This is a genomic window from Peterkaempfera podocarpi (genome assembly GCF_042466665.1).
Lineage (GTDB): Bacteria > Actinomycetota > Actinomycetes > Streptomycetales > Streptomycetaceae > Peterkaempfera > Peterkaempfera podocarpi.
In genome coordinates, this window is the sequence record NZ_CP162102.1 from 6,588,789 (window position 1) to 6,615,549 (window position 26,761).

24 protein-coding genes and 1 pseudogene are annotated in these 26,761 nt (G+C 73.1%); 16 read left to right on the plus strand and 9 right to left on the minus strand.

Going from position 1 to position 26,761, the window contains the following annotated elements:
* Positions 1-13: 13 nt before the first annotated feature.
* The 4 genes from AB0761_RS29070 to AB0761_RS29085 all read right to left on the minus strand — a co-directional run bounded on the left by AB0761_RS29070 (position 14) and on the right by AB0761_RS29085 (position 4,781).
* The gene (locus tag AB0761_RS29070; RefSeq protein WP_377272106.1) at positions 14-1,690 is read right to left on the minus strand and encodes an alkaline phosphatase D family protein; all 1,677 of its coding nucleotides are present in this window, start codon (positions 1,688-1,690) and stop codon (positions 14-16) included.
* Between the two features lie 171 nt (positions 1,691-1,861).
* Complete coding sequence (locus tag AB0761_RS29075; protein ID WP_377272107.1) at positions 1,862-2,638, minus strand: DsbA family protein; 777 nt, start codon at positions 2,636-2,638, stop codon at positions 1,862-1,864.
* Positions 2,639-2,703: 65 nt separating this feature from the next.
* Entirely contained in the window at positions 2,704-3,423 is a 720-nt protein-coding gene (locus AB0761_RS29080) for a hypothetical protein (protein ID WP_377272108.1), read from the minus strand.
* 5 nt (positions 3,424-3,428) lie between these two features.
* Positions 3,429-4,781 (minus strand): DUF2252 domain-containing protein, encoded by a 1,353-nt coding sequence (locus AB0761_RS29085; RefSeq protein WP_377272109.1) that lies wholly within the window; start codon positions 4,779-4,781, stop codon positions 3,429-3,431.
* A gap of 337 nt (positions 4,782-5,118) precedes the next feature.
* Here AB0761_RS29085 and dnaE point away from each other — a divergent pair, with 337 nt between their 5' ends.
* The 5 genes from dnaE to AB0761_RS29110 all read left to right on the plus strand — a co-directional run bounded on the left by dnaE (position 5,119) and on the right by AB0761_RS29110 (position 12,935).
* Positions 5,119-8,652 (plus strand): DNA polymerase III subunit alpha, encoded by a 3,534-nt coding sequence (dnaE, locus tag AB0761_RS29090; protein ID WP_377272110.1) that lies wholly within the window; start codon positions 5,119-5,121, stop codon positions 8,650-8,652.
* Between the two features lie 355 nt (positions 8,653-9,007).
* Positions 9,008-10,216: an NYN domain-containing protein gene (locus AB0761_RS29095; RefSeq protein ID WP_377274378.1), complete on the plus strand. Its 1,209-nt coding sequence runs from the start codon at positions 9,008-9,010 to the stop codon at positions 10,214-10,216.
* Positions 10,217-10,328: 112 nt separating this feature from the next.
* The gene (locus tag AB0761_RS29100; RefSeq protein ID WP_377272111.1) at positions 10,329-11,348 is read left to right on the plus strand and encodes an ABC transporter ATP-binding protein; all 1,020 of its coding nucleotides are present in this window, start codon (positions 10,329-10,331) and stop codon (positions 11,346-11,348) included.
* Positions 11,345-12,139: an ABC transporter permease gene (locus tag AB0761_RS29105; RefSeq protein ID WP_377272112.1), complete on the plus strand. Its 795-nt coding sequence runs from the start codon at positions 11,345-11,347 to the stop codon at positions 12,137-12,139. The genes AB0761_RS29100 and AB0761_RS29105 overlap by 4 nt, the downstream gene beginning before the upstream one ends.
* A gap of 67 nt (positions 12,140-12,206) precedes the next feature.
* A complete protein-coding gene (locus AB0761_RS29110) occupies positions 12,207-12,935 on the plus strand; it encodes a hypothetical protein (RefSeq protein WP_377272113.1) in 729 nt (242 codons plus the stop codon).
* A gap of 165 nt (positions 12,936-13,100) precedes the next feature.
* On the opposite strand, the gene ybaK is transcribed toward AB0761_RS29110, so the two are convergent.
* From ybaK to AB0761_RS29125, 3 genes and pseudogenes are all read right to left on the minus strand, one after another.
* Positions 13,101-13,601: a Cys-tRNA(Pro) deacylase gene (ybaK, locus tag AB0761_RS29115; protein WP_377272114.1), complete on the minus strand. Its 501-nt coding sequence runs from the start codon at positions 13,599-13,601 to the stop codon at positions 13,101-13,103.
* A gap of 38 nt (positions 13,602-13,639) precedes the next feature.
* Positions 13,640-14,358 (minus strand): annotated as a pseudogene (locus AB0761_RS29120) (LON peptidase substrate-binding domain-containing protein).
* Positions 14,359-14,607: 249 nt separating this feature from the next.
* Positions 14,608-16,206, minus strand: a complete 1,599-nt coding sequence (locus AB0761_RS29125; protein WP_377272115.1) for an oxidoreductase — start codon at positions 16,204-16,206, stop codon at positions 14,608-14,610.
* 79 nt (positions 16,207-16,285) lie between these two features.
* Here AB0761_RS29125 and hisD point away from each other — a divergent pair, with 79 nt between their 5' ends.
* The 8 genes from hisD to hisF are packed head-to-tail and all read left to right on the plus strand — an operon-like array spanning position 16,286 to position 22,095.
* The gene (gene hisD, locus AB0761_RS29130) at positions 16,286-17,593 is read left to right on the plus strand and encodes a histidinol dehydrogenase (protein ID WP_377272116.1); all 1,308 of its coding nucleotides are present in this window, start codon (positions 16,286-16,288) and stop codon (positions 17,591-17,593) included.
* Complete coding sequence (locus AB0761_RS29135) at positions 17,590-18,732, plus strand: histidinol-phosphate transaminase (protein WP_377272117.1); 1,143 nt, start codon at positions 17,590-17,592, stop codon at positions 18,730-18,732. Before hisD ends, AB0761_RS29135 begins: the two co-directional genes overlap by 4 nt.
* Complete coding sequence (gene hisB, locus AB0761_RS29140) at positions 18,729-19,322, plus strand: imidazoleglycerol-phosphate dehydratase HisB (RefSeq protein ID WP_377272118.1); 594 nt, start codon at positions 18,729-18,731, stop codon at positions 19,320-19,322. Before AB0761_RS29135 ends, hisB begins: the two co-directional genes overlap by 4 nt.
* Positions 19,319-19,468, plus strand: a complete 150-nt coding sequence (locus tag AB0761_RS29145; RefSeq protein WP_055587099.1) for a hypothetical protein — start codon at positions 19,319-19,321, stop codon at positions 19,466-19,468. The genes hisB and AB0761_RS29145 overlap by 4 nt, the downstream gene beginning before the upstream one ends.
* 22 nt (positions 19,469-19,490) lie before the next feature.
* Positions 19,491-20,126 (plus strand): imidazole glycerol phosphate synthase subunit HisH, encoded by a 636-nt coding sequence (gene hisH, locus AB0761_RS29150; RefSeq protein WP_377272119.1) that lies wholly within the window; start codon positions 19,491-19,493, stop codon positions 20,124-20,126.
* Between the two features lie 42 nt (positions 20,127-20,168).
* Positions 20,169-20,897, plus strand: coding sequence for a bifunctional 1-(5-phosphoribosyl)-5-((5-phosphoribosylamino)methylideneamino)imidazole-4-carboxamide isomerase/phosphoribosylanthranilate isomerase PriA (gene priA / locus AB0761_RS29155; protein WP_377272120.1), 729 nt, complete (start codon positions 20,169-20,171; stop codon positions 20,895-20,897).
* On the plus strand, positions 20,894-21,328 hold the full coding sequence (locus AB0761_RS29160) for a RidA family protein (protein WP_377272121.1): 435 nt from the start codon (positions 20,894-20,896) through the stop codon (positions 21,326-21,328). The genes priA and AB0761_RS29160 overlap by 4 nt, the downstream gene beginning before the upstream one ends.
* On the plus strand, positions 21,325-22,095 hold the full coding sequence (hisF, locus tag AB0761_RS29165) for an imidazole glycerol phosphate synthase subunit HisF (RefSeq protein ID WP_377272122.1): 771 nt from the start codon (positions 21,325-21,327) through the stop codon (positions 22,093-22,095). Before AB0761_RS29160 ends, hisF begins: the two co-directional genes overlap by 4 nt.
* A 424-nt stretch (positions 22,096-22,519) precedes the next feature.
* On the opposite strand, the gene AB0761_RS29170 is transcribed toward hisF, so the two are convergent.
* Together AB0761_RS29170 and AB0761_RS29175 are read right to left on the minus strand one after the other, a co-directional pair.
* Positions 22,520-23,158 carry a TIGR03085 family metal-binding protein gene (locus tag AB0761_RS29170; protein WP_377272123.1) on the minus strand — a complete coding sequence of 213 codons (639 nt, stop codon included), beginning with the start codon at positions 23,156-23,158 and terminating at the stop codon, positions 22,520-22,522.
* A 31-nt stretch (positions 23,159-23,189) separates the two neighbouring features.
* A complete protein-coding gene (locus AB0761_RS29175) occupies positions 23,190-23,804 on the minus strand; it encodes a hypothetical protein (protein ID WP_377272124.1) in 615 nt (204 codons plus the stop codon).
* 144 nt (positions 23,805-23,948) lie between these two features.
* Between AB0761_RS29175 and hisI the strand changes: the two genes are divergently transcribed.
* Genes hisI through AB0761_RS29190 form a run of 3 tightly spaced genes read left to right on the plus strand, consistent with a single transcriptional unit; the run spans position 23,949 to position 26,576 of the window.
* The gene (hisI, locus tag AB0761_RS29180) at positions 23,949-24,356 is read left to right on the plus strand and encodes a phosphoribosyl-AMP cyclohydrolase (protein WP_377272125.1); all 408 of its coding nucleotides are present in this window, start codon (positions 23,949-23,951) and stop codon (positions 24,354-24,356) included.
* A gap of 8 nt (positions 24,357-24,364) precedes the next feature.
* Positions 24,365-25,909, plus strand: a complete 1,545-nt coding sequence (locus AB0761_RS29185) for an anthranilate synthase component I (RefSeq protein WP_377272126.1) — start codon at positions 24,365-24,367, stop codon at positions 25,907-25,909.
* 34 nt (positions 25,910-25,943) lie between these two features.
* Complete coding sequence (locus AB0761_RS29190; RefSeq protein WP_377272127.1) at positions 25,944-26,576, plus strand: TIGR02234 family membrane protein; 633 nt, start codon at positions 25,944-25,946, stop codon at positions 26,574-26,576.
* Positions 26,577-26,761 lie beyond the last annotated feature (185 nt).

Here is a 26,761-nt window from a genome sequence, read left to right on the forward strand (position 1 = left end):
GGTGCCCGGCCCGTCATGTGACGGGGGACCAGACCCTTTCGACCTGCTGGCTGCCCGAACGGGTGCGGTAGGAGCGGGTCCAGGAGGAGGTGGAGTCGGCGCGGGTGCGGTCGGCGAGGATGTAGTAGTCCATCTGCACCCGGTCGGGGGTGACATCGAGCACGCCGTAGCCGTGGGAGTCCAGATCGACCCACTTCACATGGCGGTTGGCGGCTTCGATGGCCGCGACACCGGCCAGCGACAGGGTCTGCGGGGGGACCTTCAGGAAGTCGTCGACGTTGTCGGAGGTGACCGAGGTGACCACGAACTCGGTGGCCACCGAGCCGGACGCCGGATAGGTGGCGGCCTCGGCGGGTACGTCGCAGGCCCACGCGGAGTGGATGTCACCGGTGAGGAAGACGGTGTTGCCGATGCCGTTGGACGCCAGGTGGTCCAGCAGTTCGCGGCGGTCGTGGGTGTAGCCGTCCCACTGGTCGGTGTTGACGGCCAGGCCCTCCTCGGGCAGCCCCAGCAGCTTGGCGATCGGCCGCAGTAGGAAGGCCGGCAGGGAGAGGAAGGCGACCGGGGAGATCATCACCTCGTTGCCGATCAGCCGCCAGGTGGTGTCGGAGGCGGACAGCCCGGCCTTCAGCCAGTCCAGCTGGGCGCGGCCGGTGATGGTGCGGTCGGGGGAGTCGACGTCGCCGCTGCCGGTGGTCGCCTGGGCGGTGCGGAAGGAACGTTCGTCCAGCAGGTGGAGGTCGGCGAGCTTGCCGTAGCGCAGCCGCCGGTAGGTGGTGCCCGCTATGGAGGGCCGCACCGGCATCCACTCGAAGTAGGCCTGCTTGGCGGCGGCCACCCGGGCGCCCCAGTCGCCCTCGGTGTCGGGCTGGTGGTTGACCGCTCCGGTGGAGGAGGCGTTGTCGGCGAACTCGTGGTCGTCCCAGATGGCGATGACCGGCACCTGGGCCTGGAGCGCCTGCAGATCGGCGTCGGTCTTGCAGGCGCCGTGCCGGGTGCGGTAGTCGGCCAGCGTGACGGTCTCGTTGAGCGGCTGGTGCGGGCGGACCACGGTGCCCCGGGCGCAGAACTCGCCGGACTTGTACTCGTAGATGTAGTCGCCCAGGAAGAGGAGGACATCCAGGTCGCCGCGGGCGGCCAGGTGGCGGTAGGCGGAGAAGTACCCGGCCTCCCAGTTGGCGCAGGAGGCGACCCCGAGGCGCAGCCGGTCCAGGGCGGCGTCGGCGGCCGGGGCGGTGCGGGTGCGGCCGGTGGTGGAGGAGGCCCCGCCCGCGGTGAAGCGGTACCAGTAGGCGGTGTCGGCGGCCAGGCCGCGGACATCGGCCTTCACCGTGTGGTCGGAGGCGGCCGATGCGGTGACGGTACCGGAGGCGACCACCGAGGCGAAGTTCCGGTCGGCGGCCACCTGCCAGGTCACGGCCAGGTCGGGGCCGGCCCCCGACCCGGGGTGCGCCTCCGGCGTGGGGGTCACCCGGGTCCAGAGCAGCACCCCGTCCGGCAGCGGGTCGCCGGAGGCGACGCCGTGCAGGAAGGCCGGGGCGGGGGAGGGGTCGGCGGCGGCCCTGGTCGCGATGGCGACCGGCAGGGCGGCGGCACCGGTGGCCACTGCGGCTGCCTTGAGCACATCGCGGCGGGCGGGGGTGCGGCGGGGGGACGCGGTGGCGTCGGCTGAGTGAAGGGACTCGGTCACGGGCCGGAGGTTACTGAAGAGTAAGGTCCGTGGGGAAGACGTCATCTGACAGTTCGTGAGATGTTCGCCGGGGCGCCGCCGTGGCCCTGCACCGCCCTGGCGGAGGCCGGCCCGGCCCGGGGTGCGGAGTCTGCCGCGGCGCCCGGACCGTGCCGTGCCCCGGTCAACAGGTCAGCCGCTCAGGCCCTGGGAGACCAGGGCGGAGAACTCGGGGCCGGTGATGGTGCTGCCGTCGTCCTTGACGACCTGGAGGTCCTTGCCGTTGAGCCTGACGGTCGGCGTCCCGGTGACACCGCTGGTGTTGAAGGCGTCGGACACCTTCGACACCCAGGGCTCATAGGTTTGGTCGCGCACTGCCTTGATGAACGCCGGGGTGCTCAGGCCCGGCACCTTCGCGGCGAGCTTCAGCAGGGCACCGGTGTCGGCGAAGCCGTCGTTGGTCTCCTCGGGCTGGTTGGCATAGAGCACATCGTGGAAGGCCTTGAACTTCGCGGCGCTCTCATTGAGCGCCGCCCCGGCCGCACCGAGCGCCGTGCGCGAGCCGTGCCCGCCCAGGTTGCCGTCCAGGAACGTCCCGAAGTGGTACTCGATGCGGTACTCGCCCTGGTCGGCCAGCTGCTGGATGGTGGACCCGGCCGAGTGCTCCAGACTGGCGCAGACCGGGCAGCGGAAGTCCTCGTAGACCTGGAGAGTGGCCTTGGCCGTCGGGCTGCCGTAGACGATCACTGTGTCGCCGGGCCCGCTGGAGTGCGCAGGCGCGGCGTAGGGCTTGTCGGAGGCGGCGCGGCCGCTCTGCACCGCGATGCCTATCCCGGTGCCGGCGCCCAGCACCGCCAGCGCGGCGATGCCGACGACCAGCTGCCTGCGGCGCCGGGTCCGGCGCTGCTGCTCGGCGCGGCTCGCCTCGATACGGCGGCGCGCGGCCTCGGTCCTCTGGTTGGAGCTCATGATGGGGTGGTCCCGTCGTGTCGTGATGCCGTGGGCAGGGGCGCGGCGGCACGGCGGAGCCGGGGTCAGCGGCAGGCCGTGCGCAGCCCGTACGGCGGGCCCCGGCGGACGACGGAGTGGAGCAGCGGCGGTACGGCCGGCAGGGCGACCCGCCGGGGTGCCGGAGGAGGCGGCGACGGAGCCGGCGCCTGGGCGGCGAGCAGGGCGGCCAGCAGCGCGGGTACGGCTCGCAGGGCGGCCGCCGCGGTGTCGGCCACCGCTCGCAGCACGCGGAACGCACCGGCCTCGCCGGCCCGCAGCCACCATGCCGCGGCCAGCCCCACCAGCAGATGGGCGGCGAGCACCAGCCAGGGGGCCGCCGCGCCCGCGGACGGGACGGTGGCGGCCCCGGAGGCAGGATCGCCGCCGCACATCAACAGGGCGCTGACGGAGTGCCAGGGGCCGGTGAGCGGTCCGCCGCCGGTGGCGGAGTAGCAGGTGGACTGGCCGCTGGTGAAGAGGGTGTCCAGGGCCAGCTCCAGCGGAACCAGCAGTGCGGCGATCTGCCCGTACGACCGCTCGCGGCGGCCCAGCAGCAGGGCCAGCGCAAACGCCCCCGCACCGGCCGCGGCCATGGTGGGGGCAGGCAGCGGGGCGCGGGAGAGCAGCACATGGGAGCCGGCTGAGAGCACCAGCAGCAGCCCGGTGAAGAGCGCGGCCCGGACGGCGGAGAGCAGCACGGCGGGGGCGGGGGAGGGGCCGTGGCGCCCCTGCCGTCCGCCGTCCGCCGGCCGCTGCACCGCCATGCGGGTCAGAGCCCCGGGATCCGGCCGTTGCGGAACAGGTCCACGAAGATCTGGTGGTCGGTGCGTGCCCGGGCGCCGTAGGCATGGGCGAAGTCGACCAGGCCCTGGACGAAGCCCTCCTCGTCACGGGCGATCGCGGTGTCGATGGCGTGCTCGGTGGAGAACGGCACCAGGGTGTGGCCGCTGGACTCGTCGGCGGCCGCATGCATGATGGCGGTGGCCCGGCCCAGGTACTCCACCACGGCGCGGATCTCCTCGGGCTCGCCCAGGCCGCTCCAGTCCAGATCGGTGGCGTACGGGGAGACCTCGGCCACCAGCTGCCCCAGCCCGCCGATCTCCGCATGGCCCAGCCAGGGGTCGGCGTGGGCCTGCAGTGCCCGCTGGGAGATCACCGTGCGGTGGCCCTCGTGCCGGAAGTAGTCGCGGATCGCAGGGTCGCTGACATGGCGGGAGACGGCGGGGGTCTGCCCCTGCTTCATATAGATGACGACGTCGTTCTCCAGCGCGTCGGTGTGCCCCTCCAGCAGCAGATTGAAGGAGGGCAGCCCGGCGCTGCCGATGCCGATCCCGCGGCGGCCCACCACATCCTTGACCCGCAGGGCGTCCGGCCGGGCGCGGGAGGCCGGGGGCAGGGTGGTCAGATACTCCTCGAAGGCGGCCAGCACCTGGGCGCGGGTGGCGTCGTCCAGCTCGATGGAGCCGCCGCCGGAGCGGAAGCGGCGGTCGTAGCCGTCGACCACGGTGAGCTCGTCCAGCAGGGCCACCCGGGTCTGCAGCCGGGCCTCCCGGAGGACCGCCAGGATCGGGCCCTCCGCGGTGTCCAGGGTGAAGGCGGTGTCCTCGGGCTTGTGGCTGCCGTCCGCCAGCAGGGCGATCTGCCGGCGGTAGGCGTGCGCATACGACCTGACCAGCTCGCCGATGGTGCCGTCGGCCAGCGCCTTGGCGTAGCCGACCAGGGCGAGGGAGGCGGCGAGCCGCTGTACGTCCCAGGTGAAAGGCCCGACATAGGCCTCGTCGAAGTCGTTGACGTTGAACACCAGGCGCCCGTCCGCATTGAGATAGGTGCCGAAGTTCTCCGCGTGCAGATCGCCGTGGATCCACACCCGGCCGGTCCGCTCGTCCAGGAAGGGCGCCCCGGCGGCGGCGAACGCCGAGCCGGAGGCCGGGTCCAGGTCGGCGTAGTAGAGGCAGGCGGTGCCGCGGTAGAAGGCGAACGCGGACGCGGCCATCTTGCGGAACTTCACCCGGAACGCCGCGGGGTCCTTCTCCAGCAGCTCTCCGAAGGCCGTGTCGAAGACCCCCAGGATCGCCTCCGCGCGGTCCGGCTCACGGTCCGCCGCGTTGAGGGCCTCGGCCATGCTGCTCCACCTTCCGGGGTCGGGCTCGGTGCTTCGTACTGCCGGACGAACCGTCGCCGCGGTTGGTTCCCGCCCGGCGGCGCGCCCGGGACGGTGGCGCGCCCCCGGGACGACGCCGCAGGTGGCGGGGGTGCGGCGGACCCGCCCCGAGGAAGCGGGAGACGGGCGGGACGGGCGGGGATAGACTCTGCTGCGGTGAACGCGTGATACGTGGTCCGGGCCCTGAGCGGTCCGGACCTCACGTGTTTCCGGCCCTGCGCACACGCTACGTGCCCGGCCGTCACCCCTCGCGTCCACCGCCCGCCCGACCGCCTGCGAGCCCCCGGAGGCCCCCGCCGTGAGCGATTCCTTCGCGCATCTGCACGTCCACACCGAGTACTCGATGCTGGACGGCGCCGCCCGCCTGAAGGAGTTGTTCAAGGAGGTGGAGCGGCAGGGCATGACCCATGTCGCGATGACCGACCACGGCAACATGTACGGCGCCGCGGAGTTCCACAAGCAGGCCACCGCCGCCGGCATCACCCCGGTGATCGGCATCGAGGCGTATGTCGCGCCCGAGTCCCGCACCAACCCCAAGCGCATCCTGTGGGGCCAGCCGCACCAGAAGCGGGACGACGTCTCCGCCTCCGGCGCCTACCTCCACAAGACCATCTGGGCCCGCAACAAGGAGGGCCTGCACAACCTCTTCAAGCTGACCTCGCGCTCCTACGCCGAGGGCTGGCTGGTGAAGTGGCCCCGGATGGACAAGGAGATCCTCGCCGAGCACGCCGCCGGGCTGATGGCCTCCACCGGCTGCCCCTCCGGCGAGCTGCAGACCCGGCTGCGCCTCGGCCAGTACGACGAGGCGCTGAAGTCCGCCGCCGAGTACCAGGACATCTTCGGCAGGGAGAACTACTTCCTGGAGCTGATGGACCACGGCCTGGACATCGAGAACCGGGTGCGCGAGGGCCTGATCGACATCGGGAAGAAGCTCGGCATCCCGCCGGTCGTCACCAATGACTCCCACTACACCCGGGAGGAGGACGCCGCCTCGCACGACCTGCTGCTCTGCGTGCAGACCGGCAAGAACCTCTCCGACCCGGACCGCTTCAAGTTCGACGGCACCGGCTACTACATCAAGTCCGCCGCCGAGATGTACGCGGTGGACTCCTCCGACGCCTGGCAGGAGGGCTGCCGCAACAGCCAGCTGCTGGTGGCCGAGCGGGTCGACACCGCCGGGATGTTCGAGTTCAAGAACCTGATGCCCAGGTTCCCCATCCCTGAGGGCTTCGACTCGGAGGAGGCCTTCTTCCGCGCCGAGGTGTGGAAGGGCATGGACCGCCGCTTCCCCGGCGGCTACGACGAGGAGCACCGCAAGCTCGCCGAGTACGAGATGGAGACCATCGTCCAGATGGGCTTCCCGGCGTACTTCCTCGTGGTCGCCGACTTCATCATGTGGGCCAAGAACCAGGGCATCGCGGTGGGACCGGGCCGAGGCTCCGCCGCCGGCTCGCTGGTCGCGTACGCCATGGGCATCACCGACCTCGACCCCATCCCGCACGGTCTGATCTTCGAGCGGTTCCTGAACCCCGAGCGCATCTCCATGCCCGATGTCGACATCGACTTCGACGAGCGCCGGCGCGGTGATGTGATCCGCTATGTCACCGAGAAGTGGGGCTCCGACAAGGTCGCCATGATCGTGACCTACGGCACCATCAAGGCCAAGGCTGCGATCAAGGACTCCTCCCGGGTGCTGGGCTACCCGTACGCCATGGGCGACCGGATCACCAAGGCCATGCCGCCGGACGTGATGGGCAAGGGCATCCCGCTCTCCGGCATCACCGACTCGGCGCACCCCCGCTACAGCGAGGCCGGCGAGGTCCGCGGGCTGTACGAGAACGACCCCGACGTCCGGAAGGTGATCGACACCGCCCGCGGTATCGAGGGCCTGATCCGTCAGCCCGGTGTGCACGCGGCCGGCGTGATCATGTCCGCGGAGCCGCTCACCGACCACATCCCGGTGTGGACCAGGCACACCGACGGCGCCGTCATCACCCAGTTCGACTACCCCACCTGTGAGGGGCTCGGACTGCTGAAGATGGACTTCCTGGGCCTGCGCAACCTGACGATCATGGACGACGCCGTCAAGGCGATCGAGAAGAACAAGGGCGAGAAGATCGAGCTGCTGCAGCTGCCGCTCGACGACAAGGCCGCCTACGAGCTGCTGGCCCGCGGCGACACCCTGGGCGTCTTCCAGCTCGACGGCGGACCCATGCGCTCCCTGCTGCGGCTGATGAAGCCCGACAACTTCGAGGACATCTCCGCCGTCCTGGCGCTCTACCGGCCCGGCCCGATGGGCGTCAACTCGCACACCAACTACGCGCTGCGCAAGAACGGCCAGCAGGAGATCACCCCGATCCACCCCGAGCTGGAGGCGCCGCTCAAGGAGGTGCTGGCGCCCACCTACGGCCTGATCGTCTACCAGGAGCAGGTGCAGAAGGCCGCCCAGATCCTGGCCGGCTACTCGCTCGGCCAGGCCGACCTGCTGCGCCGCGCCATGGGCAAGAAGAAGAAGGAGATCCTGGAGGCGGAGTTCGTCCCCTTCCAGCGGGGCTGCCGCGAGCACGGCTACTCCGACGCCGCCATCCAAGCGGTCTGGGACGTGCTGGTCCCCTTCTCCGGCTACGCCTTCAACAAAGCCCACACCGCCGGCTACGGGCTGGTCTCCTACTGGACCGCCTATCTCAAGGCCAACTACCCGGCCGAGTACATGTCCGCGCTGCTCACCAGCGTCAAGGACGACAAGGACAAGTCGGCGGTCTACCTCAACGAGTGCCGCAAGATGGGCATCCAGGTGCTGCCGCCGGACGTCAACGAGTCCGACGCGGAGTTCACCCCGCACGGCGACGACACGGTGCGGTTCGGCCTCACCGCGGTCCGCAATGTCGGCGCCAACGTGGTGGACTCCGTGGTCCGCACCCGCAAGGCGAAGGGCAAGTACACCTCCTTCCCCGACTTCCTGGACAAGGTCGAGTCGGTGGTGTGCAACAAGCGCACCGTGGAGTCGCTGATCAAGGCCGGCGCCTTCGACTCGCTGGGGCACACCCGCAAGGGCCTCACCGCCCAGTTCGAGCCCATGATCGACAATGTGGTGGGGGTCAAGCGCAAGGAGGCCGAGGGCCAGTTCGACCTCTTCGGCGGCGACGCGGTGGAGGCCGACGGGCCCGGCTTCGGCCTGGACGTGGTCTTCTCCGAGGACGAGTGGGAGAAGTCCTTCCTGCTCACCCAGGAGCGGGAGATGCTCGGCCTCTATGTCTCCTCGCACCCGCTGCACGGTATCGAGCACGTCCTGGCGGACAAGGCCGACTGTGCGGTCGCGGACCTCGCCGAGCGCGCCGACGGCTCCATCCTCACCATCGGCGGCATCATCTCCGGGCTCCAGCGAAAGATGACCAAGCAGGGCAACGCCTGGGCGATCGCCACCGTCGAGGACCTGGCCGGCTCCATCGACTGCATGTTCTTCCCCGCCAGCTACCAGCTGGTCTCCACCCAGCTGGTGGAGGACGCGGTGGTCTTCGTCAAGGGCAAGCTGGACAAGCGCGAGGACGTGCCCCGGCTGATGGGCATGGAGCTGATGGTCCCCGACCTCTCGGACGCCCACAGCGACGCACCCGTGGTGATCTCCATCCCGATGGTCAAGATCACCCCGCCGCTGGTCTCCCGGCTCGGCGAGGTGCTCACCAACCACAAGGGGAGCACCGAGGTGCGGCTGCGGCTGGAGGGCCACCGCAAGACCACGGTGCTCCGGCTCGACCGCCACCGGGTCACCTCCGACCCGGCCCTCTTCGGTGATCTCAAGCAGCTGCTCGGCCCCTCCTGCCTGGCCGGCTGACCTCGTACGGCGACGGGCGCCGCACCCTGCGGGGTGCGGCGCCCGTCTGCGTCCGGCCCCGGTCGGCGCCGCAGCGCGACCATGCACGGCGCTCCGCCGTGCGTGCGGAGACCTCCGGAGGCCCCGGGCCTCGGCAGCAGGCACCTCTATGGAACCCTCACACGACGCTCACAAAGCCCGTGCGGCCGGCGGTCCCAACGGTGACAAGATCATCGAATCGCCGACACCAGAACGTGATCGAGTGAAACAAGATCCATCAGTGCGGTTCACCGCCCGATCGTCGGGTATGGAGTCCTGAACGGTGAGCGGCGCGGTCGTGCCCACGCGACCGAGCCGATCGGGAAGAGGTGTGGAAGTGGACCGCTGCGTCGTCCTGGTGGACGCCGGATACCTGCTCGGGGCCGCAGCCAGCCTGCTCGCCGGTGAGCCTGCACGCTCCCGCATCACCGTGGACCACTCCGACCTGATCGGCACCCTGCGCGAACGGGCCGAGGCCGAGACGGGCCTGCCGCTGCTCCGGATCTACTGGTTCGACGCCGCCCCCGACCGCCGCCCCATGCCCGAGCACCGCCGCCTGCGGGTGATGCCCCGGGTCACCGTCCGGCTCGGCGCCCTCACCAGAGCCGACGGTCGCTGGGTGCAGAAGGGCGTGGACGCCGCCATGCACGCCGAGCTCTCCGAGCTGGCCCGCAACCGCGCCTGCGCCGACGTGGTCCTGGTGACCGGCGACGGTGATCTGCTGCCCGGGATGATGTCCGCCAAGGAGCACGGCGTCGCCGTCCACCTCTGGGCCGTGCAGGCCGCCGACGGCGACTTCAACCAGTCCGAGGACCTGGTCGCCGAGGCCGACGAACGCCGGGTGCTGGACCGCGAGTGGATCACCCGCTGGGTCCGCGTACGGGAGGTGCCCGCCGTCTGCCCGCCGGCCGGACCCCGCCCCGAGATCGCCAAGATCCTCTCCGCGCCCCCCGCCCAGCAGGCGGCCGCCGGAGCCGCCCGGCCCGAGGGGGAGCCCGCCCACCCGCGGCCCGAGGACGTCCCGGCGCCGGCCGCGCACAAGGCTGTACCCACCCCCAAGGACCTGGCCGGCCGCGCCCCCGCCACCCCGGCGCCCGCCACCGCGGGCCCCGCACCCCAGCCCCACCAGGCGGTGCTGCGCTGGTCCTCCGACCGCGGCTGGGTGGAGCGTCCGGGCGAGGCGCCCTCGCCCGGTGACGCGCTGCCCACCCTCGCCCAGGTCACCAGCGCCGAGCAGCGCTGGGCCGACCGCGAGGAGGACATCACCGCCATCGGCGGCGACCCGCACGAGGTGGGCCAGGTGTTCGCCCGACGCTGGACCGAGCGCCTCACCGACCCCGAGCGGCTCACCGTGCTCTGGACCGACTACCCCCGCATCCCGCACCGGGTCGACGGGGAACTGCTGCGCTACGCCGCCCGCTTCGGACTGCTCGCCCACAAGGACGACCAGATCGACGAGCACGACCGCTACGCCATCCGGGCAGGCTTCTGGCGGGAGCTGGCCGGCCGGGTGCCGGGCGGTGAGATGGTCTCCGTCGACGACTGAACCCCCGGCGACTGAACCCCCCGCCCGGAGCCCCGTTCCCGACCCGCGCCCGGTGCGGCGTAGAGTCGTCAACCGTGAGTACGGGCCCATGTATGACCCCGGCCGGTGACGGGTGAGCACACAGACACCTCAGCGGGCGCCCCAGGCGCCCGAGCGCGCCCGGGGCGATGCCTGCTGCACCGTGCGCGGCCTGGTCAAGAGCCACCGCAGCGGCCGCCGGGGCCGCAGCACCGAGATCCGCGCCAACGACGGCATCTCCCTGGAGGTGCGCCGGGGTGAGATCTTCGGCCTGCTCGGACCCAACGGCGCCGGCAAGTCGACCCTGGTCCGCCAGCTCACCGGGCTGCTCCGGCCCGACGCGGGCGCCATCGACATCCTCGGGCACGACATCGTCGCCCACCCCGAGCGGGCCGCCAGGCTGCTCGGCTACCTCGGCCAGGAGTCCACCGCCCTGGACGAGCTCACCGTGGCGCTGGCCGCCGAGACCAGCGGCCGGCTGCGCGGCCTGCCCGTCCGGCAGGCGCGCTCCGAACGCGACGCCGTCCTCGCCGAACTCGGCCTGGAGACCCTCGCCGACCGCCCCGTCGGGCGGCTCTCCGGCGGCCAGCGGCGCCTCGCCTGCTTTGCCGCGGCGCTGGTCGGAGAGCGTCCGCTGCTGGTCCTGGACGAGCCCACCACCGGTATGGACCCGGTCGCCCGGCGTGCCGTGTGGGCCGCCGTGGACCGCCGCCGCGCCGACCACGGCACCACCGTGCTGCTGGTCACCCACAATGTCATCGAGGCCGAGACGGTCCTCGACCGCGTCGCCGTCCTGGACGCCGGACGGGTCATCGCCTGCGACACCCCCGGGCGGCTCAAGGCCCTGGTCGACGGCCGGGTCCGGCTGGAGCTGGTATGGCGCGACCAGGCCCCGGCGGAGCTGCCGCCCGCCGTCGCCGCCGCGGCCTCCCGGGCCCGGATCGCCGGACGGCGCTGGACCCTGCGCACCACCCCCGAGGAGGCCAGGGAGCTGGTCGCGGTGGTGACCGCCGGACCGGCCTTCGCCGCGCTCGACGACTTCACCCTGGCCACCCCGACCCTCGAGGACGCCTACCTCGAACTCGGCGGCCGTGAGGGAGGGCTGGCCCAGTGAACCCGGCGACCGCCGTGCCCGCCGCCGCGCCGCTGGCCCCCGGGCCCCGGCTGCTGCCCGCGCTGGGCGCCGTCTACCGCGCGCAGCTCTCCCGGGCGCGGGTGGCCCGGATCCCGCTGCTGTTCGTGGCGACCTTCCAGTCCCTGGGGATCATGGTGATGATGCGGGGTGTCGTCGACTCCGGCGACAACCCCTCCGCACGGGCCGTGGTGGCCGGCTCCAGCGTGCTGGTCGTCGCCTTTGTGGCGCTGAACCTGCTCGCCCAGTACTTCGGCAGGCTGCGCGCCACCGGCGGCCTGGACCACTACGCCACCCTGCCGGTGCCGCCCGCGGCCGTGGTGCTCGGCGCGGCCGGCGCCTACGCCTCCTTCACACTGCCCGGCACCCTGCTCACGGCAGCCGTCGGGGCGGGCCTCTTCGGACTGCCCTGGGCCAACCTGTGGATCCTGCTCGCCGTGGTCCCGCTGGCCGGGGCCGCGCTCTCCGGACTCGGTGCCGCCTGCGGACTGCTCGCCCCGCGCCAGGAGATCGCCACCCTGCTGGGACAGCTGGGGATGTCCGCCGCACTGCTGCTCGGCGTCCTCCCGGCAGGACGGATGCCGGAGCCCATCAGGCTGCTGCGCGACCTGCTGCCGTCGACCTACGGGGTGGAGGCCTTCGCCCGCACCTTCGACCCGGCGCCGGCCTGGTCCGCGGTGGTCGGGGACCTCGCCGTCTGCGCGGCCGTCGGCGCGGTGTCGCTGTCCGTGGCGACCTGGGCGTTCCGGCGGGCGGCGGTGGCGGACCGCTGACGGCTGCGACCAGCCATGACCTCGCCCTGACGGGCCACGCCGCAGCCGGACGTGGGACCATGGCCGGGTGACTGCACCCAACACCCCTCCTGGCCCCGGCCGGCCCCCCGTCCCCGGCACCCAGGTGCCGCACGCCTCGCCGACCGCGGCGGGGCTGCAGTCACCCGGGCCCGGCGACGGGTACGGACAGCCCGGCGGCTTCCCCTTCCCCGCCGTCGACGAGCGGCCCCCGCGCAAGCCCGCGGCGGAGATCCGGGTCGGTGTGCTGGTCGCCCTGGGCACCCTGCTGGCCGGGGTGGTCGTGGGGCTGCTGTGGCTCTGGCTCGCGCCCAAGGTGCCGCTCTACGCCGACAGCAAGGCCGTCTACCTCAAGGACCCCGAGGGCGAGCAGCGGGCCGCGGCGGACGGTGTCTTTGTGCTGCTCGGTGTGGGCGCCGGGGCGCTGACCGCGCTGGCCGCGTTCCTGCCGACCCGCCGCCGGGGCGGCGGCATCGCGGTGGCCGTGGGGCTGGCCGTGGGCGGACTGCTCGGGTCGGTCGTCGCCTGGCGGCTCGGTATGGCCCTCGGTCCCACCAGCGACATGGTGGCGCACGCCCGGCAGGTCGGCGAGGGCAAGGTCTTCGACGCGGCCCTGGAGCTGGGAGCCAAGGGAGCGCTCCTGGTGTGGCCGATGGCGGCCATGGTGGCGCTGCTGGGGCTGACAGCGCTCTTCGGCAAACGCGAGCCGCAGCCCGCGCCCTACTGGCAGGGGGCGCCCACCCCGCTGCCGCCCCCTCCTCCGGCCGACCCGCACTGAACCACTGACCCCGAACGGCCCGGCAGAGCCCAGGAGCCCTGCCGGGCCGTTCGGGCTGCGGTGCCCTGCCCCGGTGGGGCCGACGACCGTCCGCAGCCCCTCGCGGGCCGCCATGCGGGAGGGGCGCGTTCCTCAAGCGGGCAGCAGCTGCCGGGCCCGGGTTTGTCAGCGGGCGATGGCGGCCGTGACGGCGCCGGTCAGGGCGATCAGGTCCTGCGGGGCCAGCTCGACCTCCAGACCGCGCCGTCCGGCGGAGACGTACACCGTCGGGTGCTCCAGGACGCTGCCGTCGACCACCGCGCGCAGCCTGCGCCGCTGCCCCAGGGGCGAGATGCCGCCCAGCACATAGCCGGTGGTCCGCTCGGCCGCCGCCGGGTCCGCCATCGCGGCGCGCTTGGCGCCGACCGCTGCGGCCAGCGCCTTGAGGTCCAGCTGCCCGGCGACCGGGACGATCCCCACCGCCAGGGTGCCGTCGACATCGGCGACCAGGGTCTTGAACACCCGCTCGGCCTGCACGCCCAGGGCCTCGGCTGCCTCGCCGCCATAGGAGGCCGCGGCCGGGTCGTGGGTGTAGGAGTGCACGGTGAAGGGCACTCCGGCCGCCTCCAGGGCCACCGTGGCGGGGGTGCCCTGCCCGCCGCCCTGCTTCTTCGCTCGCTTCGCCATCCGTGCTCGGTCCTTCCCGCAGTCAGCCGGGCTCGCGGTCAGTTGGGGTTGACGGCGGTGCGGGTGAGCTCCCAGGCAGGCAGGACGGAAGCTTGGCCAGCACGGCCGTCTCGCTGCGCAGCAGCACCAGCTCCGCGGCCAGCCGCTCCGCGGCGTCGGCGGCGGCGAGCAGCCGCTGCTTGTCGCCGGTGTCCAGCACCGAGGCCGCAGCCACCAGGTAGGAGAGCACCAGCGGGTCGTCGGGGAGTTCCTGCTCGGCCGCGATGGTGCTCTCCCGGGCACCGGCCAGCCGCTTCTGGTAGAGCCGGAAGGCCTGGGTCACCCCGGCCGCCAGCGCTCCGGCCTCCGCGCCGGACCGCTCCGGCAGCGGCTCGGTCTCACCGACCAGATAGGGGCCGGAGCTGTCGACCGAGAGCAGCCGGAAGCGGGTGGTCCCGGTGGCGATCAGCTCATAGCGGCCGTCGGGATGGGCCTGCGCCGAGGCCACCTCGGCGATGCAGCCGACGGTGTGCAGGGCCTGCATCAGATCCGGCCCGAAGCCGTCGGCCGCCGCGGCGGCCGCGCCGGACTCACGGGTGGGGGCGACCTCCCGGCCGTCGCGGATGGCCACCACCCCGAAGCGGCGCGGCTGCTCCTCCGGTTGCGCCTCCAGGTCGGCGACCAGGCGTCGGTAGCGCTCCTCGAAGACATGCAGGGGGAGCACCAGCCCCGGATAGAGCACAGAGCCCAGCGGGAAGAGCGGCAGCCGTTCGGTCACGGCGCACAGCGTACGTGGCCGGGCCGCCACTCGGCGCCCCCGTCCCGGTCACGGGAGTGGCCCGTACCGGGGCGCGCTCGGGGCAGCGCCCCGGTACGGGCGTTCAGGGCCCCCGGTCTGCCTCCACCCTGGCAGCCCCGACCCCAGGCCGCCACCCGTCGGCCGGCAATGGCCACTGTCTGTCAACTGCGCAGGTCAGCGAGGTGCTCCAGGGGACGGCAGGCCGTTCGGCGGGCCGTACGGCCCCGCTCAGCCGCGGCGCAGCAGCCGGGTGGCGCCGGCCGCCACGGTGGTGGCCAGCACCCAGCCCAGCAGGATCAGCGCCACCGACGCCCACTGCCCGGCCCCGGCCGGCTTCCAGGCGCCGTCCTGGCCCAGGTCGATCAGCGGCAGCAGCAGATCCATGGCGTACAGGGCGGCGTTCCAGTGCGGGGCCTCGTCGGCCTTCATCGGCTGCGGCGGATGCCCGGCGAAGTACGCCGCGCCCAGCGCCCAGATCAGCACCATCCACAGAGCGGCCCGGGCGGGCCGGTAGCCGTAGCCGACCGTGATGTCCTGGAGCCGCCCCCACAGCCGGGCCAGCAGCGGCAGCGTGGACCGGCGGCGACGGTGCTTGGCCAGCTGCACCTCGCGGGCGTCCTCGTCCAGGCCGTCGCGTCGGAGGACCGCCGCCAGCTGCTCGTACGGTTCGGGACGGAACTCGCCGACGGCGCTGTCCAGCCAGGCGATCCGCTTCTCCAGCGGGAAGTCGGCGGCCGGGCGCAGCGACTCGTAGGTGAAGCCGGTGAGGCCCACCCGGCCGCCGCCCGGCCAGCTCTCCGGCGCGTCCACCAGATTGCCCACCCGGGCCCGGGAGAGCGAGACCCGCCCGGTGGGGGTGCGGGTGAGGCAGAGCCGCAGCTCGGGCGTCTGGATACGGCGCAGCGACAGCTCCTCGCCGTCGCCGAGCGAGAACTCCGCCCGGTCGATCAGGCAGGCGTTGCCGAACCGGCCGTCGTCCAGCCGCACCCCGCCGCGCGCCCGGAACGGCACGGTCTCGCTCGGGTCGGTGCTGCGCTCGCCGTACCCGGTGCCGTAGGTGGAGTCGGAGGTACGCCAGCCGCTCATCCAGGCCCGGCTGAGGTAGAGGGTGTGCTCCACGCTGATCCGGGCCGCGTTCAGGCAGACCCGGCCCGCCCCGGCCCGCAGGGAGCTGCCGCGCAGCGACAGCCGGCCGCCGATCCGGGCGCTGCGCAGACTGATCTCGCCGGTGCAGTGGATGAGTTCGGCCTCGACGTCCTGGCTGACGGTGAGCCCGTCGGCGGCTATCGCCCGGTCGTTGCGGTCCCCGCCGATGGTCGCCTGGTTGAGCAGCAGGTCGGTGCCTATCCTGGCGTCGGTGAGCCGCAGGCCGCCGGTGAGGGTGCAGCGCGGCAGGTGCAGGTCGCCCTCGGTGATCAGCCGGGACGCCTCGATCCGCGGGATCACACAGCCGACCAGCCGCATGGTGCCGGCCCGGCACTCCGACATCAGGATCTTGCGCTCGAAGCGGCAGCCGTGCAGCTCCACATAGGCGGCGATGGCGCCGCCGGCCAGATCCAGGGCGCCGTCGATCTGGGCGCCGGTCAGTTTGAGACTTGCGACACGCCCGGGCTCGGGTGCGGGACCGTTCAGCAGCAGATGCGCCAGCACCGAGGCCCGCACGGTCCGCTCGGGCCCCCAGGGCCCGGAGGTGACCGGATGGTCCTCCTCCGGCACGCCGACCCGCAGGTCCAGCGTCTCGCCGCGGCGGAACGCCTCCCACAGCCGGCACTCCGGACCCGTCCAGCCCTCCGGCGGCTCCACCACGCCGAACTCCCCCTCACCCATAGCGTCCAGCGTCCCACGTTGTGTATCACGGACTGGAATCGCGGGCCGACTCTTCCAGCCACTCCCTACACTGGGGAGAGTGATCTCTCGAATCGACCTGCGCGGCTCCACCTCGGACCCGCGCGATCTGCTGCCCCGCGCCGAGTTCGACGTCGAGGCCGCCCTGGAGACGGTGCGGCCCCTCTGCGATGACGTACGCCATCGCGGCACCGCGGCACTGATCGAGATCACCGAGCGGTTCGACGGGGTGCGCCTGGAGCGGGTGCGGGTGCCGCAGAGCGCGATCGACCAGGCGCTGGCCGGCCTCGACCCCAAGGTGCGGGCCGCCCTGGAGGAGTCCATCCGGCGCGCCCGGCTCGTCCACCGCGAGCAGCGCCGCACCGACCACACCACCCAGGTGGTGCCCGGCGGCACCGTCACCGAGCGCTGGGTGCCGGTGCAGCGGGTGGGCCTGTATGTGCCCGGCGGCCTCGCGGTCTACCCCTCCTCCGTGGTGATGAACGTGGTGCCCGCCCAGGAGGCCGGTGTCGAGGGCATCGCGGTCTCCTCCCCGCCGCAGCGTGACTTCGGCGGCCTGCCGCACCCCACCATCCTGGCCGCCTGCGCCCTGCTGGGCGTCGGCGAGGTCTACGCCGCCGGCGGCGCCCAGGCCATCGCGATGTTCGCCTACGGCACCGATGAGTGCCGCCCGGTCAACCTGGTCACCGGCCCGGGCAACATCTATGTCGCCGCCGCCAAGCGCCTGCTCAAGGGCCGTATCGGCATCGACGCTGAGGCCGGTCCCACCGAGATCGCCATCCTGGCGGACGACTCCGCCGACCCGCGCCATGTCGCCGCCGACCTGATCAGCCAGGCCGAGCACGACCCCATGGCCGCGGCCGTGCTGGTCACCGACTCCGTGGAGCTCGCCGACCGGGTGGAGCGGGAGCTGGAGCCGCAGGTCGCCGCGACCAAGCACCGCGAGCGGATCACCGAGGCGCTGTCCGGCCGCCAGTCCGGCATCGTGCTGGTCGACGACCTGGACCAGGGCCTCGAGGTGGTCGACGCCTACGCCGCCGAGCACCTGGAGATCCAGACCCGCGACGCCCGTGCCGTCGCCGCCCGGGTGCGCAACGCCGGTGCCGTGTTCATCGGCCCGTATGCGCCCGTCTCGCTCGGCGACTACGCGGCGGGCTCCAACCACGTGCTGCCCACCGGCGGCTGCGCCTGCCACTCCTCGGGCCTGTCCGTGCAGTCCTTCCTGCGCGGCATCCATGTGGTCGACTACAGCCGCGACGCCCTCGCGGACGTCGCCGCCCATGTGGTGACCCTCGCCGACGCAGAAGACCTTCCGGGCCACGGAGACGCCGTCAGGGCCCGCTTCGACTGGGAGACACCCGGCCTGTGAACCTCGACGACCTTCCCGTACGCGAGGAGCTGCGCGGCCAGTCCCCGTACGGCGCACCGCAGCTCGACGTCCCCGTACGGCTCAACACCAACGAGAACCCCTATCCGCTGCCCGAGCCCCTGGTGGCCCGGATCGCGGAGCGGGTCACCGAGGCCGCCCGCGAGCTCAACCGCTACCCCGACCGGGACGCGGTGGAGCTCCGTACCGAGCTGGCCGCCTATCTGACCCGCACCGCCGGCCACGCCGTCACCACGGAGCAGGTCTGGGCCGCCAACGGGTCCAACGAGGTGCTGCAGCAGCTGCTGCAGACCTTCGGCGGGCCCGGCCGCAGCGCCATGGGCTTCGAGCCCTCCTACTCCATGCACGCGCTGATCTCCCGCGGTACCGGCACCCGCTGGATCTCCGGCCCGCGCAGGGACGACTTCACCATCGACGTGGCCGCGGCGCGCGAGGCGATCGCGGAGCACCGGCCCGACGTGGTCTTCGTCTGCTCGCCCAACAACCCCACCGGATCGGCCGTCACCGCCGAGACGGTGCTGGCGCTCCACGACGCCGCGCAGGCGGTCAAGCCGACCATGGTGGTGGTGGACGAGGCCTATGTGGAGTTCTCCCACCACGCCTCGCTGCTGCCGCTGATCGAGGGCCGCCCGCACCTGGTGGTCTCCCGCACCATGTCCAAGGCGTTCGGTGCCGCGGGGCTGCGCCTGGGCTACCTGGCCGCCGACCCGGCGGTGGTCGACGCCGTCCAGCTGGTCCGGCTGCCGTACCACCTCTCCGCGGTCACCCAGGCCACCGCGCTGGCCTGCCTGGAGCACACCGACACCCTGCTCGGCTATGTGGAGCAGCTGAAGGCGGAGCGGGACCGGGTGGTGACGGGGCTGCGCGCCGCCGGGATGGAGGTGGTGGAGTCGGACGCCAACTTCATCCAGTTCGGCCGCTTCGAGGACACCCACGCCGCCTGGCAGGCGCTGCTCGACCGGGGCGTCCTGGTCCGGGACAACGGCGTGCCGGGCTGGCTGCGCGTCACCGCCGGCACCCCCGCCGAGAACGACGCCTTCCTCGACGCCGTCCGTACCGCCCTCAAGTCAGACGTCCCCACCGCGGATGTCGCAGCAAGGAGCTCTGAACCCTCCGCATGACCCGCATCGGCCGCGTCGAGCGCACCACCAAGGAGACCTCCGTCCTGGTCGAGGTCGACCTCGACGGCACCGGCACCGTGGATGTCTCCACCGGCGTCGGCTTCTACGACCACATGCTCGACCAGCTCGGCCGCCACGGACTCTTCGACCTCACCGTCAAGACCCAGGGCGACCTGCACATCGACACCCACCACACCATCGAGGACACCGCCCTCGCCCTGGGCGCGGCCTTCAAGCAGGCCCTCGGGGACAAGAAGGGCATCTACCGCTTCGGCAACTGCACGGTGCCGCTGGACGAGTCGCTCGCCCAGGTGACCGTGGACCTCTCCGGCCGCCCCTATCTGGTGCACACCGAGCCGGAGAACATCGCGCCGATGATCGGGTCGTACGACACCACGATGACCCGTCACATCCTGGAGTCCTTTGTGGCCCAGGCCCAGGTCGCCCTGCATGTCCACGTCCCCTACGGACGCAATGCGCACCACATCGTGGAGTGCCAGTTCAAGGCCCTGGCCAGGGCGCTGCGCTACGCCTGTGAGCGTGACCCGCGCGCCGCCGGAATCATCCCCTCCACGAAGGGTGCGCTGTGAGCCCCGCTGTCCTGCTGATCGCCCTCGGACTCTTCCTGCTGGGCGGTGTCTACTCGTTCTGGAAGCAGAAGCAGTCCAGGAGCGTCATCGCGGTGCTCGCCATCGGCGCCGTGCTCTGCCTCGCCTCCGGTGTCATGCGTCTGTAACCCCCACACCCAAGGACTCAACATGGGCAAGCACGTGGTCGTGCTCGACTACGGCTCCGGCAACCTCCGCTCGGCCCAGCGCGCCCTGGAGCGTACCGGCGCCGAGGTCACCGTCACCGCGGACTTCCAGACCGCGCTGGACGCCGACGGGCTGCTGGTCCCCGGCGTCGGTGCCTTCGCCGCCTGTATGCAGGGGCTGCGCGCCGTCCGGGGCGAGCAGATCATCGGCCGCCGGCTGGCCGGCGGCCGCCCGGTGCTGGGCATCTGCGTCGGTATGCAGATCCTCTTCGCCCGCGGCGTCGAGCACGGCGAGGAGGCGGCCGGCTGCGACGAGTGGCCCGGCACCGTGGAGCCGCTGCATGCGCCGGTGGTCCCGCACATGGGCTGGAACACCGTCGACGTGCCGGCCGGCTCCACCCTCTTCGCCGGCCTCGACGCGGACGCCCGCTTCTACTTTGTGCACTCCTACGCGGTGCGCCACTGGGAGCTGGCCGTCACCAACGAGCGGATCCGGCCGCCGCTGGTCACCTGGGCCACCCATGGCGAGCCGTTCGTCGCCGCCGTGGAGAACGGACCGCTCAGCGCCACCCAGTTCCACCCGGAGAAGTCCGGCGACGCCGGCGCCGCCCTGCTGACCAACTGGGTCACCTCCCTCTAGCCGCACGCCTTTCCCGAGACCAGAAGCCGGAGCCGCACCCCCATGTCCAGCCAGCACCTCGAACTCCTCCCCGCCGTCGACGTCCGCGACGGCCAGGCCGTCCGCCTGGTGAAGGGGGAGTCCGGCACCGAGACCTCCTTCGGCGAGCCCCTCACCGCCGCGCTCGCGTGGCAGGAGGCCGGCGCCGAGTGGATCCATCTGGTGGACCTGGACGCCGCGTTCGGCACCGGCAGCAACCGGGAGCTGCTCGCCGAGGTGGTCGGCCGCCTGGACGTCAAGGTGGAGCTCTCCGGCGGCATCCGCGACGACGAGTCGCTGCGGGCCGCCCTCGCCACCGGCTGCCGCCGGGTCAACCTGGGCACCGCCGCCCTGGAGTCGCCCGACTGGGTCCGCAAGGCCATCGCCGAGTACGGCGACCGGATCGCGGTCGGCCTGGACGTGGTCGGCACCACCCTGCGCGGCCGCGGCTGGACCCGTGAGGGCGGCGACCTCTACGAGGTGCTGGCACGTCTGGACGCCGACGGCTGCGCCCGCTACGTCGTCACCGACGTCGACAAGGACGGCACCCTCACCGGCCCCAACCTCCAGCTGCTGCGCGATGTCTGCGCCGCCACCGACCGCCCCGTCGTGGCCTCCGGCGGTGTCTCCTCCCTCGACGACCTGCGCGCCATCGCCGGTCTGGTGCCCCTGGGTGTCGAGGGCTCCATCGTGGGCAAGGCCCTCTACGAGCAGAAGTTCACCCTCGAAGAGGCTCTGGAGGCTGTTTCATGACGGACCCTGCCACACGACGCGTCGGCGGATTCTCCCCCTACGAGGACGAGATCGGGTTCTCCCGGGCCGTGGCGGCGGGCGACTTCGTCCTCGTCTCCGGCTGCACCGCCTGGTACAACGGCATGGTCCAGCACGAGGGCGACCCGTACGGACAGACCCTGGACGCCTTCGGGGTCGCCTTCCAGGCGCTGGAGCGGTTCGGTCTCGGCCCGGAGGACGTGGTCCGTACCCGGATGTATGTGACCCATGTCCGTGACACCGAAGAGGTCAGCCGAGGCCACAAGCACCTCTTCGACACTGTGCGGCCCGCCGCCACCATGGTGGTCGTCGACGGGCTGCTGGACTCCCGCATGATGGTGGAGGTCGAGGTGGACGCCCACCGCACCGGCCTGGCAGACCACCTCGCAGCCCTCCCGGAAGGAATCCGATGACCCTCGCCGTCCGAGTGATCCCCTGCCTGGACGTGGACGCCGGCCGTGTGGTCAAGGGCGTCAACTTCCAGAACCTCAGGGACGCCGGGGACCCCGTCGAGATGGCCAAGGTCTATGACGCCGAGGGCGCCGACGAACTGGTCTTCCTCGACATCACGGCCTCCTCGGGCGACCGGGAGACCACCTATGACGTGGTGCGCCGCACCGCGGAGCAGGTCTTCATCCCGCTGACCGTGGGCGGCGGGGTGCGCACCGCGGAGGATGTGGACCGGCTGCTGCGGGCCGGGGCCGACAAGGTGGGCGTCAACACCGCCGCCATCGCCCGCCCCGAGCTGATCCGGGAGATCGCCCGCCGCTTCGGCCGCCAGGTGCTGGTGCTCTCCGTCGACGCCCGGCGCTGCCCCGAGGGCACCGAGACCGCCTCCGGCTTCGAGGTGACCACCCACGGCGGGCGCCGCGGCACCGGCCTGGACGCCGTGGAGTGGGCCGCCGAGGCGGCCGACCTGGGCGCGGGGGAGATCCTGCTCAACTCCATGGACGCCGACGGCACCAAGGACGGCTACGACCTGGAGATGCTGGCAGCGGTCCGCAGGACGGTCACCGTCCCGGTGATCGCCTCCGGCGGTGCCGGCCGGGTGGAGGACTTCGCCCCGGCGGTGGACGCCGGTGCGGACGCGGTGCTCGCCGCCAGCGTCTTCCACTTCGGGGATCTGCGTATCGGGCAGGTCAAGGACGCGCTGCGCGCCGGGGGCCGCCCGGTTCGCTGACCAACGCTCACCTGTCGGGCCCGGGACCGGAGCGGTCCCGGGCCCGAGTGCTGCCCGGGGTGTGCGGCCGCCCCCTGGCCGATGCGTGGAGGTGAACGGGCCGCCGACCGGCTCCGGAGGCAGCCGACAGCCGACCGGGCAGCGCCACCATGGCCAGCCCGCCGAGGAGACCCCCGAGCGCGCCCGCTGTGCTGCGGGACGGCGCCTACGAGCGGATCGGCCCACCGGAGGTCCTGGCGCGGCACACGGCGTCGCTGCCCGCCGGGATGGCGGCCCCGCCCCGCTGCCCGCGGGCGGGACCGCCCTCCGGGGGCGGCTGCAGACGGTGGTCTCCCGGGAGAGCCCGGCGGAGCAGGCGGTGCCGACCGTCGGCCCGCCGCACGCGGGGGAGCGGAACGGCACCCGCGCGGACGGGCCCGGGTACTCAGCCCGGCAGCGGGACGGCGGCGGCCAGCAGCGCCACCACATCGGGGTCGCCCTCCGTGGTGACGGCGGTCGCCGCACCCCGGCCGAAGGCGAACAGCAGCAGCTCGGCGGGCTCACCGACCACGGTCACCACCGGGGTGCCCTTGCGGGCCACCACCGTCTGCCCGTCCGGACGGCGCAGCACCAGCCCCACCGGGGAGCGCTTCCCCGCCTCCATCCGGGCGGTCATCGGCAGCCGCTTCCACAGCACCTCCGCCAGATCCGGGTCGACCGGCTCCGGCTTCCACTCCGGGCCCGCCCGCCGCACATCCTCCGCGTGCACGAAGAACTCCACGGTGTTGGCGGCCTCGTCGGCGCCGGGCAGCGCGAACGGCGAGAACCGGCCCGGCCCGGTACGGAACAGCTCCAGCAGCTCCGGCCAGGGACGGGCCGCGTACTCGCCCTGCACCCTGGCGGTGCGGCCGGCCAGCGGGCGGAACAGGATCCCCGGCGCGGCATCCGGCCGGCGCTCACGCAGCACGAGGTGCGCGGCGAGGTCCACAGCCGTCCACCCCCGGCACAGTGTGGGGGCCTGTGGCCCCGACTCCTCCAGCAGGGCGGCGAGACGGCGGCGCTCACCGCGGGCAAAGGTCGACATGTGTCCACCCTACGCGTGCACCGACGGATCGTCAGTGCAGCTTGCCGGTCAGCTTCTTCCCGCCGACCGTGTAGCTCACGGTCAGCGTGCAGGTCGCCTCCCGGTACCCGCGCCGGTAGAGCGCCGCCGAGGGCGTCAGCACATAGCTGTAGAAGCGGGTTCCCTCGCCCTGCCGGTCGGCGGTGCGCTTCCCCGCCGCCGCGCACTGCTTGTACACCGCGGCCACGATCTGGCTGTCCTTGGTGAAGCCGCCCTTCACCGTGACATTGGCGACCGCCTCGCCGTCGTGCGGGACGGTGCACGGCCGGACGGTGACCTCCTTCAGCCCCTTGGTGAGGTTGGGGTGGTCGAAGCAGGTACCCGGCTTCAGCACCAGATACGGCAGATTCGGGGTGTCACTGGGGGTCGCGCTCGGGGTCGGCAGGGGACTGCTCGGCGGTGGCGGCGCGCTGGTGGACGGGGCGGCCGCCGGAGCGCCGTCCCCGCCGGACGCCAGATACAGCACCGTCCCCAGGACGGCCGCCAGCACCACCGCCCCGGCAGCGATCGCGCCGATCCGGGTCCGCCGGCCCGGACGCGGCTCCCCGTCCGGGACGACCGGCGGGCCGGGCGGCATCGGGGGCGGCGGAGGCGGCGTGAAGCTCATGGGGGAAGGATGCCGCATCCCCCGGCCCCGCCACCCACCGGTCCGCGGCAAACGTCGGGAACCGGCCGCACCCTGACCGCCGGTCACCCGTCCAACCCTCGATCACTGCCGTGGCCGCCCGTCCGGGCCTGCAACAATGGGCCCATGTCCAGCAGCACGCCGTCCAGCAGCACCGCCCCCGCAGCACCCGGGTCCACCGCTCTCGACCCGGCGGTCGCCGCCCGCCTCAAGCGCACCTCCGACGGGCTGCTCCCCGCCATCGCCCAGCAGTACGACACCGGCGAGGTGCTGATGCTCGGCTGGATGGACGACGAGGCCCTGCATCGCACCCTGACCACCGGCCGCTGCACCTACTGGAGCCGCAGCCGCCGCGAGTACTGGGTCAAGGGCGACACCTCCGGCCACACCCAGCAGGTCAGGTCGGTGGCGCTGGACTGCGACGGCGACACGCTGCTGGTCAAGGTCGACCAGGCCGGGGCAGCCTGCCACACCGGTGACCGCACCTGCTTCGACGCCGACGTACTGCCGCTGTCCGGACCCGCCGACCGATAGGTACACCCATGACCACGGGCACCGTCACCCCCGACCTGGACGCCTTCCGCAAGCTCGCTGCCGACCGCCGGGTCGTCCCGGTGACCCGGCGGCTGCTCGCCGACGGCGACACCCCCGTCGGGCTCTACCGCAAGCTCGCCGCCGAGCGCCCCGGCACCTTCCTGCTGGAATCCGCGGAGAACGGCCGCTCCTGGTCCCGCTACTCCTTCGTCGGCGTCCGCAGCGCCGCCACCCTCACCGCCGACCCCGACGGCAACGCCCGCTGGCACGGCACCCCGCCCGTCGGCATCCCCGCCGCGGGCGACCCGCTGGAGGTGCTGCGCGCCGCCGTCGACACCCTGCACACCCCCCGCGACCTGCACATCGGTGATGAGCTGCCGCCGCTCACCGGAGGCATGGTCGGCTACCTCGGGTACGACATCGTCCGCCGCCTGGAGAAGATCCCCACCCTGACGACGGACGACCTCGGGCTGCCCGAGCTCACCATGCTGCTCGCCACCGACCTGGCCGTACTGGACCACTCCGACGGCACGGTGCTGCTGATCGCCAACGCCGTCAACCACAACGACCTCCCCTCCGGCGTCGACGAGGCCTACCACGACGCCGTCGCCCGGCTCGACACGATGACCGCGGACCTCGCCCGCCCGGTCGACACCGGCGCCGCCGTACTCACCCCCACCGCGCCCGCCGCCGCGGTCTCGCCCTTCGGCGGTGAACCGTTCCGCCGCGCCGTGGAGGCGGTCAAGGAGCACATCCGCGCGGGCGACGCCTTCCAGGTGGTCCCCTCCCAGCGGTTCGAGGCGCCCTGCCCCGCCAGCGCCCTGGACGTCTACCGGGTGCTGCGGACCACCAACCCCAGCCCCTACATGTACCTCTTCCGCTTCCCCGGCCCCGACGGCACCGCCGACGGCGGCTTCGACGTGGTCGGCTCCAGCCCCGAGGCCCTGGTCAAGGTCTCCGACGGGCAGGCCATGGTGCACCCCATCGCCGGCACCCGGCCCCGCGGCGCCACCCCCCAGGAGGACGCCGACCTGGCCGCCGAACTGCTCGCCGACCCCAAGGAGCGCGCCGAGCACCTGATGCTGGTCGACCTCGGCCGCAACGACCTCGGCCGGGTCTGCGAACCCGGCAGCGTGGAGGTCGTCGACTTCATGTCCGTCGAGCGCTACAGCCATGTGATGCACATCGTCTCCACCGTCACCGGCCGCGTCGCCCCCGCCCGCACCGCCTTCGACGTCCTCACCGCCTGCTTCCCGGCAGGGACCCTCTCCGGCGCACCCAAGCCCCGCGCCCTGCAGATCATCGAGGAACTGGAGCCCACCCGCCGCGGCCTCTACGGCGGCTGCGTCGGCTATCTGGACTTCGCCGGCGACTGCGACACCGCCATCGCCATCCGCACCGCCGTACTGCGCGACTCCACGGCATACGTCCAGGCGGGAGCGGGTGTGGTCGCCGACTCCGACCCGCAGAGCGAGGACACCGAATGCCGCAACAAGGCCGCCGCGGTGCTCCGCGCCGTCGCCACCGCCGCCACCCTGCGGCCGCCCCGGTGACCCACCCGGCCGGGGCACCGGCGACACTGGACGGGTGAACGCTCTGCCCGAACCCCGGACCGCCGACACCTCCGACGCACCCCGCCCGCCCCGCAGCCGCCGCAGCCTCGCCCTGATGCTGTTGCTCACCGTCGCAGGCGCGGTCCTGGTGCTCTGGGCCGTCGGCCGCACCTGGGCCGAGGGCAGCTCCGGCGGCCTCGGGCAGGCCCACCTCGGCGCCACCGGCAGTGAGGTCTCCGGCCTGCCGGGTGCCCTCGCCCTGGTGGGCCTCGCCTCCGCGGTCGCCGTCTTCGCCGTACGCCGCGCCGGCCGGCTGGCGGTCGGCGCCCTGGTGACGCTGGCCGGGGCGGGCGCCGCCATCGCCTCCGCGGTCGGCGCCGCGGACACCTCGGCGGTGGACGCCAAGGCGGCCCGCAGCGCCGCGCTGACCGCCGTCACCGCCCACCATGTCACCCACACCGTCTGGCCCTGGATCGCGGTCGCCGGCGGCGTCCTGCTCTGCGCGGCCGGGCTGATCACCCTGGCCCGCGGCCGCGACTGGCCGGCGATGTCCAGCAAGTACGACGCCCCGGCCGGACGCGCCGCCGCCCCCAAGCGCCGCGAGTCCACCCCCTCCGACCTCTGGAACGCCCTCGACCGCGGCGAGGACCCCACCGCCGGCCGCTGACCACCCCCGGCTGCGCCACCCCCGGGCAGCGGCCCCAAACACCTGACGGGGGTGCCTGCCGTACGGCCTCCCCGCACCCCTCCACCGGCCCGAGGACGCCCCGCCACCTGCTGACCGCCCCCGGCTGCATCCCTGCGGGGCGTGCGGCCGCCCCTCGGGCACCCTGCGGAGGTGCCCGCCGCACC